General features: G+C 37.6%; 2 protein-coding genes and 1 pseudogene. 2 read left to right on the top strand and 1 reads right to left on the bottom strand.

What is annotated here, in order from left to right; all coding sequences use genetic code 11:
• Positions 1-194: 194 nt before the first annotated feature.
• Positions 195-8,981, bottom strand: a complete 8,787-nt coding sequence (locus I3217_RS08570; RefSeq protein WP_435049346.1) for a pectinesterase family protein — start codon at positions 8,979-8,981, stop codon at positions 195-197.
• A 542-nt stretch (positions 8,982-9,523) separates the two neighbouring features.
• Between I3217_RS08570 and I3217_RS08565 the strand changes: the two genes are divergently transcribed.
• Both I3217_RS08565 and I3217_RS08560 read left to right on the top strand, forming a co-directional pair.
• Positions 9,524-12,316 carry a M16 family metallopeptidase gene (locus tag I3217_RS08565; RefSeq protein WP_435049345.1) on the top strand — a complete coding sequence of 931 codons (2,793 nt, stop codon included), beginning with the start codon at positions 9,524-9,526 and terminating at the stop codon, positions 12,314-12,316.
• Between the two features lie 101 nt (positions 12,317-12,417).
• Positions 12,418-13,941 (top strand): annotated as a pseudogene (locus tag I3217_RS08560) (protein-disulfide reductase DsbD family protein); the annotation flags it as partial.

The raw sequence follows: 13,941 nt of genomic DNA, 5'->3' as shown, positions 1-13,941 counted from the left end.
AAATTGAATCTCTAATTTAGTTAATAATTTTGTTTTGAGGTGGTATTTTGAGTAGAAGTTTCGGTGGAAATTATTCGTTTTAGTTTGTAGGTCTGTTTGGTAAGGTGGTGATATACAGGTTTTAAGTGTGGGTTTTTAATGAAATAAAAAGGCCGAAACTTAAGTTTCGGCCTTCAGTTTTAAAACTACAAGTTTTAAAACTTGATTAATTGCTTATTAATCAATTCTCCAGAGAGTAAATTCTGAATTCTGAAAATATAAGGACCCATTTCCAGCTTATTCAGATTGTCGATATGCAATTCTTGGGTTGTACCGGGAAAGCGTTTATAATAAACAGACCTGCCGTTGAGGTCGAAAATATGGACTTCTACGGGAGCGTTGTGATAGCTGGAAGGTAGATCCATATTGATATAGGTTTTAAACGGGTTTGGAGAGAATTCAAATTCACTAATTGTTTCAGTTTTTAGTGGAGCTTCGTAATTGTCTTCAGGAATAACTCTTGATGTTGTTGTTTGTGTGTCTATAATTTCAAAAGTTATTATATAAGGTGTGCCTGAAATTCCAGATTGATTATTTTGAGAATATGGGGTAACCGTTAAATAATAAGTCCCTAATCGGAACTTACTACCTGAATATCCGTTATTTTTATAACCATATAAAGTGTAAGGGAGATGGCTTTCATTTCTGAGTTTTGATTTCGATCCGGACATTTCAAATCTTACACTTTCCACATCTTCGGTAGTAAATGCCTGAACACTTAAATACAAATTAGGCAGAGTATTAATGTCTATTTGCAGGCCATCTGTTAAGGAACCTAAAGAACTATTGTTTTTCGTATCGATTAATTCGAGGCTTAATATATTTAGTTTTCCGGAACAGTCAGAATTACTGTCTTCAGCATCTATTAATCCATCACAATTATTATCAATACCATCACATATTTCGATGGCATTAGGATGTACTGAAGCATTCGAGTCATCACAATCTAAACTATTAGAAACGTAGCCAGTCCAAGGTACACATAAATCGACAGCGGATTCAGGATCTCCAAACCCGTCACCGTCGTTGTCTGCAAAATAGGTGCTTTTTTCAAATCCTTCATCAATAATACCATTACAGTTGTTGTCTATGCCATCGCAAATCTCTTGAGCTTCTGGATGAATTGAATTATTTTGGTCATTACAATCTAGTGCATTTGAAACATAACCGTTAGTCGGAGAGCATAGCTCGGTAGCCGCGAATAAATCACCATAACCATCGCCGTCTAAGTCGGCATAAAATATGCTAGGAGTATAGCCTTCGTCAATCTGTCCATCGCAGTTATTATCAAGGCCATCACATATTTCTTCGGCTCCTGGATAAATTAAGGCATTTAAGTCGTCACAGTCCTCATCTGCGGAATAGCCGTCATTATCGTTGTCAATATTTACTAAATCATTATCTACGATTTGAAAGGATATGGTTTTAGGAGTTCCCTGAGTACCTTCCTGATTGTTTTGGGAGAAGGTATAGATCGTTAAAGTATAATTTCCAATATAAAACTGACTACTGGAATATCTGCCATTTTTATAACCATACAAGGTATATGGCGGACTGTTTTCATTTCTAAGTTTCGATTTAGCCCCAGCTAAAACCATACGGGTACTCTCTACATCGCTTGTTACAAAGACTTCGATACTTAATTTCATAGTGGAAGGGAGTTCGGTAGTGCTGATAACCCGTCCATTATATAGCGGACCTAAAGATAGCTGATTTTCTGCATCGATGAGGTTTGCATTTAAGACAGTAAATTGAGACTCACAATTGCTGTTACTATCTTCGCTATCAATTAATCCGTCGCAATTATTGTCTATACCATCGCAAATTTCTGATGCATTAGGGTTTATGCTGGCATTGTTGTCGTTACAATCGGTATTGTCCAGAACGTACCCTGTTACTGGTTCACAAAGTAAAATTCCACTTTCGGGGTCACCAAACCCATCCTTGTCATTGTCGGCGTAGTAAATTGTTTTTGTAAATCCTTCATCTATTATACCATCACAATTGTTATCTATACCATCGCAGATTTCAATAGCGCCTGGATATATTTCAGGATTATTATCATCACAATCAGTATGGTTCAGAACGTACCCTATTACAGGTTCACAAAGTAAAGTTTCGTTTTCAGGATCACCAAAGCCATCTCTATCATTGTCGGCGTAATACATTGTTTTTGTAAATCCTTCATCTATTATGCCATCACAATTGTTATCTATGCCATCACATATTTCGATAGCATTTGGATATATCTCTGGATTACTATCATTACAATCAGTATAGTCTAGAACGTATCCCGTTACAGGTTCACAAAGTAAAGTTCCGCTTTTAGGATCACCAAAGCCATCATTGTCATTATCGACGTAGTAAATTGTTTTTGTAAAACCTTCATCAATTTCGCCATTACAGTTATTGTCAATACCATCGCAGAGTTCGTTAGCTCCTGGAAAAATTAAAGGATTGGAATCATCGCAATCAATATCGTCGGTAAATCCATCTTCGTCTAGATCAAGAGGAACAGCACCTTCGATAATTTTGAAGGATAAGGTAACAGGGGGACCTGAAATACCAGATTGGTTATTTTCTGAATAGGTAGTAATAGTAAGTGTATATTCACCAGTGTAAAATTTACTGCTGGAATATCCTAATGATTTATATCCATACAAAGTATAAGGTAAGTAGCTTTCATTTCGAAGTTTAGATTTAGCTCCAGAAAGGACCATTCTTACACTTTCAACATCAGTAGTTGTTGAAACTTCAACGCTTAGTCTCATGTCTTCGGGTAAGTCCTGGGTACTGAATATTTTATTATCTGTGATTGTTCCAAGTGTTTCATTATTGGTAGCTCCTATTAAAACAATATCCTTAATTTCAAGTGTGGGCGGAACAGGAATGACGTTTACGGTTCTGGTGACTTCCTGGGCCGGGTTATTGGCGTTGTCACTAACATTGTATGTTATGACATAAGTTCCCAGAATATTGGAGTCTACAATATCTCCGGCAATTGCAATGAGTTCAGTAATATCTCCATCGGTATCATCTGAAGCTGTAGCCCCCGGATCTTGAAAATTTTCGAACTGGTAAATATCCATAGTGGTTTCCCCTAGCAGTGTGATCACCGGAATAATTTGATCGGGAACAGGAATGACGTTTACAGTTCTGGTCACTTCCTGGGCCGGATTATTGGCACTATCACTAACATTGTAGGTTATAACATAAGTTCCCAGAATGTTGGAGTCTACAATATCTCCGGCAATTGCTATGAGATCAGTAATATCCCCATCGGTATCATCTGAAGCTGTAGCACCCGGGTCTTGAAAATTTTCGAACTGGTAAATATCCATAGAGGTTTCACCTAGCAATGTGATCACCGGAATAGTGGTGTCTGGAACAGGAATGACGTTTACAGTTCTGGTCATTTCCTGGGCCGGGTTATTGGCACTGTCACTAACATTGTAGGTTATAACATAAGTTCCCAGAATATTGGAGTCTACAATATCTCCGGCAATTGCTATGAGATCAGTAATATCTCCATCGGTATCATCTGCAGCTGTAGCACCCGGATCTTGAAAATTTTCGTATTGGTAAATATCCATAGAGGTTTCACCTAGCAATATGATCACCGGAATAGTGGTGTCGGGAACAGGAATGACGTTTACGGTTCTGGTCATTTCCTGGGCCCGGTTATTGGCACTGTCACTAACATTGTAGGTTATAACATAAGTTCCCAGAATATTGGAGTCTACAATATCTCCGGCAATTGCTATGAGATCAGTAATATCTCCATCGGTATCATCTGCAGCTGTAGCACCCGGATCTTGAAAATTTTCGTATTGGTAAATATCCATAGAGGTTTCACCTAGCAGTGTGATCACCGGAATATTTGTGTCGGGAACAGGAATTACGTTTACGGTTCTGGTTACTTCCTGGGCAATATTTCCAGCTATATCCACGACGTTGTAAGTAATACTATAGGTTCCCAATATGTCCGTATTTAAAGTTTCTTTATTTATAACAATTTGGGCTGTAAGGTCAGTATCAGGTAAGTCTGAAGCTGTAACTCCTGGTTCGGAGTAAATTTCGCCTTCGTATAGATTTAATGGGTTTTCACCAAGCAGTGTGATAATCGGGGAGATGGTTTCGATATGAATCTCTAAGGGGAGCGAGTTCTCAGTTGTTGTATCTTCAGATAAGAGATGTACACTTAAATTATAAACACCATCTGAGAGTTCTTCGGTTATAGGTATTTCATATGTTCCATCTATTTCGGCTATACCTGTTCCTATAACCAATTCATTACTTACAATTTCAATGGTTTTTCCTGCATTTAGAGCTGATACATTGCCAATTAGGGTTGGAGATTTGATGTTGGTAATATTATCTGTATTAGAGACACCTGTATCAGAACTATCTGCCAAATCAGGAATATCTGGTGTGTATTGTACAGTAACGGTGCGTTCTACAGTTACAGCAATATTTCCAGCAGCATCACTCACGTTGTAGGTTACTAAATAATCTCCAATAGCATATGGATTAAAGTTAGAGGAGTCTATAGTAATCGCTTCAGAAATATCACCGTCAACAACGTCTACAGCTGTAGCACCAAGTTCAGTGTATTCAGATCCTAATTCGATGATTTGAGGATTATCACCTATAAGTGTGATTGTTGGAGGTGTAGTGTCTGTCATTAATGCCGTTAGTGGATCCCAATTGTCATCTCCTTTAGTAAAATTTAATGGGGTTATTGCTGTACCATCGAATAAAACAGGTTCAGATAAAATGGTAGACCAAGACGCTCTGGAACTGCTATTGTCTATGCCTGAATTTTCGATAGTACCGTATTCATACATAAATTCAGATTCACCACCCAAAGAGTTTTTCCAACCTTCGGGGTCTATTAGAGACAACCCTTCATATCCAGGAAAACCAGAAGTTTCTACGGTTGTATTGTAAAACACAACTTCACTGGTTTCAGCAGCCCAAGGACGACCAAAAAATCCAGGTTTAGAGCTGTTTTCAGAGGCTGTTTCTTCACCAGGTATAGTAGACTTTACTAGGCATTCATACATTAAATATCCTCGCATACCACTGGATTGTTGTGCTGCAGTAAAGTAGGTGCGGTCACTACTGTTGTCACTGGTATTCATAATTAAATTTGTTTTGTAGAACACAGCGGTCATTCCTCCAAAAATGTAATCTACAGCCCCCATTACAGCGCCTTTGTAAATAACAACTCTTGCGTTTCTTCCTCCGTAAAACGTGTCCTGACGTCCAACAATTCTACATTGGTTTAAAATCACCTTATCTGTATTATTGGTAATAGCAATTGCAGCAGCACGTTCTACAAAACTTCTGTCCTGTACCTCTGTATTTCCGACCTCGGTAGGGCGTATGCCTTTATTGCCATCTGCTAATTCTAAAATATCTTCAGATTCTTTTTGAGAAATATATTGGTTGAACGAATTTTCAATAATAATGTGCTCAGCTATAAATCCATCTCCTGAAATCACAACGGTTGCATTCCAAAAAGAGCCATCTGTAGTACCAGCACCATCGTTAATATTACTGGCACTTCCGTTTAATTTACTGTTTGCTAAAGCGGTGGAACTCCACTTGTTGTTTTCATCCTGACTGTAATAATTATAGCCATGTCCGTAATACGATGTAATCCGTACGGCATTTGGATCGATATCAACACCTTTGTTGGTTAGATTTGTACTAGGGGTAGGTGACGCATTTTTTAGTGTGATATTAGGTAAATTTATAACCAGCATTTCTTCGTAATTACCAGGATCTATCAATATCGTAATTCGTTCATTTTCGGTTCTGGCCATAGTAGCGACCATGTCTAGAGCTTCATTAATGGTTTGAAAATCCTTATCAGTACCTACCGTAAGTTCTGTTGTTAACGGTATATAAGGTTCTACAGTAATTTGAGTAAAATATGTGGTAGCATCTATGTTTATGTCCACAGTTCCTTCGGTTGTTCCGGTATAAATAAAGGTAGCTATTTCTTCTGTTGAAGTGGAACCGCTATTGGTTGTAATATGTGTAATTTCATCATTAAAATAGAAATCGGCGGCATAATAATAAGAAACATTTAATTTTTCTCCAGGAGATATGGGAACGGATATTGTACTACCTGTCTGTGCTAAAAGATGGATTTTAGGTAGCTGATTGTAAAGAGAGCCAGTAAAAAGTAAGCCTCTGTAACTTGTGCTTCCTTCTAAAATTTCATCTGTTCCGAAAGTCCAGGTTTTAACAGGTACGAAGTTGAGTGTAATATTAGTATCAGATGCTGAAACTGTTAAATCTGGGGTTTCTTCTAATTCTATAGGAGTAAGTTCTAATCCGTTTACATGAACCTGATAAGTACCATCTCTCAATTGTATATTAGATGGGTCTGTAAAAGTATAAGTGTAATCCGGTTCGTTTATGTTAGTAAAGCTATACGTGAGGTCTGTGTATGTATTTAAGTCTATCCCTGTTAGGTTTAATGAAACATTCCAAAGTGGTTTTAAAGTAAAAGAAATATCTAAGGCCGTGTCTTCGCTGAGATTGATAAGATTTGTATCTAAATTATAATCATTCACACCCTCAGTAGAAATGGTATAATTCAGACTAGGTTCTAATTGTACAGTGTAAGTGTTTTCTTCTAAATTAATTTCTGCTATTGGGAAATACGCAGTTTCTGATTCTGGGGTAAAAATTAAATTTAGACTGGAAATGTCCGTGTCTAGGCCCAGGATAGTTCCACTTAATATATTAAGGTTAATCCCTTGAATAATAAGATCTTTTTCTTGAGACGTTTCACTGGTAGTAATGGAAGTTTCGTTTGTTATAATAAAGCCATTGGCATCTAATAGATTTATATCATATGTGTAACCTAAAGGAACTGAAACATTATAAGTGCCTGATGCATTCGTGGTAACCCATGATTTTCCGAAGCTATTGGTGAATGCTATTTGGTAGTCTGAAGAGATATTAGCCGCTTCCGTGAGATCTATAGTTCCAGAAATAGTAGTGTACTCAGCAGGTTTAACCTGAATTCTATAAAAACTGGGTTTATCCTGACTGTCGTATATTTTATAGGTGCCAGGTGTGCTGGCTACAAAATCGAGCTGCGAAACAGAGTCAGAGAGGTCGGCTTCGTCATTTTGGATGCTGGTATCAGATTGATATTCAAATTTTAATTTCCCAGTGGCATATTGCGAGAGCGCCCAAATTGTAACTTCATCATCTTCGTTTAGGTTTAAATTAAAGTAGCTAGAACCCGAATTATTGTTGATGTATAGGCGTCCGGTAAAAGCATCTGAATTGCCTAATTCATTATCCCAACGTGTTAAATTGGTATTTGTGGTTCTTAATCTATCACTGGAGCCAGTTGTAAAAGATAAAGCACCAGCGGTAAATGACGGTAGATTTACCTGAGTTGTTACTTCAGAGATACCATCATACCAGGAGTTTATAATGGTTTCTGATAACTGGTTGTTATAGCTATTTGAATCTAATTGTTCTGCTCCAAAATCCCAGACATCAATGAGACCGTTAGAAATGGCTGAATTTGCAATGCTAACTTGATGCATGTAAATGGAGCCTCCTGCTGTTAAAGTGGCAGTTACTGTTCCTGGTGATCCTGAATATATGAAGTTAATTATTTCTCCGTCAGTAGATGAATAAGCTGGTAAATCACCTATTTCTAAGCCATTTTCATCTGTAAAGGAGAGTATAGCGTCGGTAGAGCTGTATGCACAGACTGTGAAGGAAATAATAGCATTATCTGTAACAACTAATTCAAAATAATTGCCGTTTTTTAGACTTAGCCCGTGGGTTGTATCATTAAACTTAAAGGTGTTACCTGTTCCTTTTTTTAGATAAAGTATTTGATCTTCAGAATTGATTTGGTCATAATTTATACTGTTATCTGTTGGAACTACAGAGCCGTCTGTAAAATTATAAGTGTAAGTTTCACCTGATTCGGCAGTGACGATACTATCACTTTCATTTTCTATACTCAGGTTATGCATATATATGGCGCTACTGGCAGATAATGTAACGGTAATAGTTCCGGCATCTCCAGTATATTCATAAGTCATAATCTCTCCATCATTAGCAGAATAGGCAGGGATATTACCTATTTCCGTTCCGGATTCATCTTTAAAGGTAAGAATCGCATCCGAAGCGCTGTATTCACAAACTGAAAAAGAGAATACGGCATTTCCGGCGACTACCATTTCGAAAAGATTACCATCCTTTAAGCTTAATCCGTGAGTAGTATCGTTGAACCTGAATGTACCACCAGAACCGCTTTTAATATTTAGGATACCATCGTTAGATGCTATTTGATTATAATTTATACTGCTATCTGTTGGAACTACAGAGCCATCTGTAAAATCGAAATCGTAAGTTGTTCCTGGTTCGGCACTGACCTCTAAAATGTTATCAATAGTTACACCGTGTAAGTATGCATATCCACTGCCTGATGTGGAGGAATATGTAACGGTGAGTGTTGTGGCCTCTCCTTCGTAACTATAAACACTAGTGCCTTCTCCCGAATTTCCGTTATTAGTTCCAGAAATAACACCGAGCACGGTATTGGAAGTATCAGTAATTGTAAATTGGCCATCCGCTGGTGCATAAGCACAAGTTAAAAAGGTAATATCTGCATCTCCAGCGACATCTAATTCAAAATAATTGTCATTATATATATAAATACCATGACCACTACTATGGAACCAGAACTGTTGTCCGGTTCCTGAATTCAAGGTTAGGTATCCATCAGTAGATTCCACAGTATCGTACCTGAAAGACGTGTCCTGAGGTAATACAGAACCATCTTTAAAATTGTAAGAGTAAAATGTTCCTGCTTCTGGATAGCTTTGTGCAGTTAGCACCTGGCTTAGCCCGGAATACATTACGATTAATAGCATAGCGATTTTTTTCATAGCAAATGAATTTATAATTGGTTGGTTAAAATTTTAATCGACTAATTATGCTATTAACTAGACCTTTTGGTTGGTTAACTACAGGAAGAGCGGGACAGATTACTGCCAGAACATGAAGTGTAACGAAATGTACTTTGAATTAAGTTTTAGTAGAAACGAGCAAAAACTATTTAGTGTAAATTAAACACTTAATAGTTGTGATTTGAATTAAAACGTTGAAATGCAGTCTTTTTTGGTGAATTGCAACTTGTTGCATAAAAAAGAGGAATGTGATTACTTTTATAGATGTAAGGTGTTTTAATAAGAGAAGGATTGGAGAAATCCTCTGCTTTTGGGCTTAAATTCGTTATTGTGAAATTAGTTTAAATATGTTGATCAGGTTTTGGTGTCAGATCAATTAAAATAATGCAAATTATTGATAGTGAGTATTTTGAGTTTGTGTTGTGTTTTTTTGTAAAATTTTAACATTTTCTTATTAGTTGTAAATACATAACAATCAGTCTTAATAGGGAATAATAACTAATTAATAAGCCCAATTTCAAATGGTAAAAAAGTATATCAAATTAGCTGCTGTTGTTTTAACAGTTATGGCGTCTTCAGCAATGAAGGCTCAGGATTACACCGCAAAATTTAAAAAGATTAAAACGCTGGGAGGCGTTGAGGAATTTATGTACGAACCCAGCGGCATGAATGTCCTTTTAGTACAGGATAATTCCGCTCCCGTTGTCACCGTTCAGGTGGTTTATCGGGTAGGGTCTAAACACGAAGTTCCTGGAAATACCGGATCAACACATTTACTGGAGCATTTAAATTTTAAAGGAACCCCAACCTTTAACAAGAAAAATGGGAATAGTATTTTTGCTGTTTTACAGGGTATTGGTGCACAGATGAACGCTACAACCTGGAACGATCGTACTAATTATTACGAAACGATTCCTAGCGACAAAATAGAACTGGCGCTGCATATCGAAGCCGATAGAATGCGTAACTCCTTATTGTTAAAAGAGGATAAGGATTCTGAAATGACAGTGGTTCGAAATGAATTTGAACGGGGAGAAAACAGTCCCGGCAGTTTGTTAAATAAGGAAATCTGGGCCACAGCTTATATGGCTCATCCGTATCACCACTCAACAATTGGCTGGCGTTCGGATATCGAAAATATGCCAATAGAGGTATTAAGAGATTTTTATAATACGTATTACTGGCCGGATAATGCGACATTAACTATTATTGGAGATTTTAAAAAAGATGAGGTTTTTAATCTGGTTGATAAGTATTTTGGGCCTATTACAAAAGCACCGCATAGCATGCCACAACCCTATACCACCGAGCCGGAACAATTTGGTCCCAGACGTTTAATCATTAAAAAAACGGGACAACAGGCTTTAGTAAACATAGCCTATAAAATACCGGGACGAATGCATGACGATTTACCTGCACTTCAGGTATTAGGTCAGATTTTGGGAAGTGGAACATCTTCTGTGATTAATAAAACGTTTGTAGATACAGGAATTGCGAATAATGGTTATGCTAACGCCTCAAATTTTCAGGAGGTAGGATTATTTACCATTGCTTTGGGACTTACGCCGGATAAGGATATAGAAGCCATTTCTACGCAGATGTTAGCCATGGTGGAAACCATAAAATCAGAGGGTGTAGCTCAGGAAGATGTCGATAGAATTGTATCAAAATTAAACGCTAATACTATTTTGTCAAGAGATGGTTCCGGTAGTATTGCCGGGGATTTAACCGAAGCCATTGCCGGAGGAGACTGGACCGATTATGTAACGGCTTCCGAACGCTTATCCAAGGTTACTGCAGCTGATGTTAAACGTGTAGCAAACACGTATCTAGAGGAAAACCAAAGTACTACGGGGTATTTTATCCCTGCAAATGAAGATGGAGGAAGTTCAGAAACTAAAGACGAAGTTTCTAAGTTTACCGCAGATTATGATAGTAAATACTATTACAGACACCCGGAGAATACTGGGAGTCACAGTAATCAAACAGTTTCAGGGAGAGAAAACTTTACTTCGGGGTACGAGACCATACAATCGTCTGCTTCAGGAGAAAAGTTTACAAGAAAGGACGTTGTCGGAATCGATGTGGTAACTGCAAAAACGGGTGCTAAAGGTTTCGTTAATGTTGCGGCTAGTTTTTCAATTGAAGCTTTTAGAAATACGCATAAAAATGAACTGATTCCGGATTTTACTGTAGGCATGCTTAGTAAAGGAACAACGAAACACAATAAGTTTCAGTTTTCTGAAAAACTGGAAAAATTAGGTACTAATATTAGTCTGTCTTCTAATGCAAATACAGTAACTATTCGATTTAAATGTTTAACTGAAGATTTAGATACAGTAGTAGCTTTACTTGCAGAAGAATTACGCCTGCCTTTATTCGATGAGAAAGAGTTTGATTTATTAAAACAGCAGAGTATAAACGGACTTAAACGAGGGTTGACTGATCCAGGAACACAGGGAACTATTGCTTTGTTAGAAGCAATTTATCCTAAAGACCACCCTAATTACAGAACAGATATAGAGACTTCTATAAAGAACATTGAAGCTCTTACTCTTGAAGACTTAAAAGCATTTCATAAAACATATTTTGGTTTAGCAGATATGCATTTGGTTGCAGTTGGAGATGTGAATACTAAGGAATTGTACAATGCTTTAAAGCAAAATTTTAAAGGCTGGAACAAAGGTGTAGTGGAGAAAGCTGATTTTAAGGCACCTGTTAAAGGAGAGGGGAAAACCAAAGTAATTACCATTCCAAAAAAGCCAAGTGCACAAATGTACATCGGACAGTATACAGGCATAGAGCGAAATGATGCTGAATATTTACCATTTTATTTAGGTACAAGCATTTTAGGTGGTGGATTTTCCGGAAGATTAATGCAAACCGTTCGTGATAATGATGGTTTAACTTATGGAATTTCTGCAAGCCATGCCGGAGATAATAAAAGAGGTGGTTATTGGTTGGTAGATGCTACGTTTAACCCGTCTTTATTTGAAAAAGGGTTAGATGCTACTATGGTGCAGCTGAAAAAGTGGGTGAATGAAGGCGTTACAGCGGATGAATTACAAGCTAGAAAAAATAATATTACAGGAAGTTATAAAGTTGGAATGGCTACTACGTCTGGTATGGCAAGAGCACTTCTAAGTGTGTTAGAACGTGGTTTGTCTCCGGATTATCTTGAGCAGTTTCCGAAGGATGTGGAAGCCGTTACTCTGGAAGAAGTAAATCAAGCCATTAAAAAGCACATTGATTTAAATAACTTAATTATTATTAAATCGGGGTCTTTGAAGGAAGACGGAACTCCTTTGGAATAGATAATGTCTTTCTGATTTAGAATTAGTCACACTGCGAATTAGGAAAGATGAATAAACGGGTTGTTTTATCGATAACCCGTTTTTAAATACTTAAACAAAACATGAAACAATTACTAATAGCATTATTTTTTGTCGCCTTCGGTACTGTAAATTCACAAATTTTAGAACCTGTAAAGTGGACAACATCTGTTGAAATGGTTTCGGATACTGAATACAATTTAGTTACTGTAGCCACCATCGAATCTGGCTGGCATTTATATTCGCAGACTGTTCCTGCCGACGGTCCGATTGCAACTACTTTTACCTATGATGATAGTCAGGAAGGAATACAAATTGTCGGGAATACTTCCGAAGAAGAAGGCCATACAGTTGATGATCCTGTATTTAATATGAAGATTAAGTTCTTCGAAGTTAAAGCGACGTTTAGGCAGAAAGTTCAGGTAGCTCCGGGAGTTAAAAGAATTTCCGGATTTGTGGAATATATGGTTTGCGACGACACACGTTGTTTACCACCTACCGAAGTAGATTTAACTTTTAATCTTGAACAAAGTGGCACTGTTTCAGCTGCTGCGGTAGCTTCTGCTGAAACATCAAAAGACCAAGCGACAGTTCACACTATCGAAAAGGAAGATAAAGAAGCCGATAACAGAGGGCTGTTTAGTATTTTCTTTATCGCCTTTTTATCCGGGTTTGCAGCCTTGTTAACACCTTGCGTGTTTCCTATGATTCCTATGACGGTAAGCTTTTTTACCAAGCAGAGTAAAAACAAAGCCATAGGGATTAAAAATGCCGTGATTTACGGACTTTGTATTATTGTGATTTATGTGCTTTTAGGAACTGCAGTAACCGGAATTTTTGGAGCCGATGCCTTAAATGCTCTGGCAGCCAACCCATGGTTTAATATCATTTTCTTTATTTTACTGGTGGTGTTTGCAGTGTCTTTCTTAGGGGCATTCGAGATTATGTTACCAAACTCCTGGGCAAACAAAGTAGATTCTCAGGCCGACCGTGGCGGATTAATCGGAATCTTCTTTATGGCTCTGGCCTTAGCCATTGTATCGTTCTCTTGTACCGGACCTATTGTTGGAACTTTATTAGTAGAAGAGGCGTCTAAAGGAGGAATTGCTCCAATTGTTGGAATGTTGGGCTTCTCTTTAGCAATTGCTTTGCCATTCGCTTTATTTGCAGCCTTCCCGGGTTGGTTAAACTCTTTACCAAAATCAGGAGGCTGGTTAAATACCGTAAAAGTAGTTTTAGGATTCTTAGAACTTGCTTTAGCTTTTAAATTCTTATCGAATGCCGATTACATTATGCAATGGCATATTTTAGAGCGCGAAGTGTTTATCGCAATCTGGATTGCTGTGTTTGGAGCTTTGGCCTTCTATTTATTCGGAAAGATACATTTACCACACGATTCACCATTAACACATATTTCAGTAGGGCGTTTAAGTTTAGGACTTATCACCTTAACCTTTACAATATATATGATTCCGGGACTTTGGGGAGCGCCTTTAAACTTAATAAGTGCATTCCCTCCACCACCAAACTATAGTGAATCACCATACGGTGTAGGTTATAAAAATTCAGGAGGAGGCGTAGCTTCAGATAGCCATGAGGCCTTACCC

This window comes from Formosa sp. S-31 (assembly GCF_051172795.1).
Classification (GTDB): domain Bacteria; phylum Bacteroidota; class Bacteroidia; order Flavobacteriales; family Flavobacteriaceae; genus Formosa.
Note: the sequence above shows the minus strand (reverse complement) of the source record. Positions and strands in the feature narration are given on the sequence as shown.

Excerpts from the sequence above, each read along its gene's own strand:
- I3217_RS08570 (WP_435049346.1), bottom strand. The coding sequence starts at position 8,981 with ATGAAAAAAATCGCTATGCTATTAATCGTAATGTATTCCGGGCTAAGC.
- I3217_RS08565 (WP_435049345.1), top strand. The coding sequence starts at position 9,524 with ATGGTAAAAAAGTATATCAAATTAGCTGCTGTTGTTTTAACAGTTATG.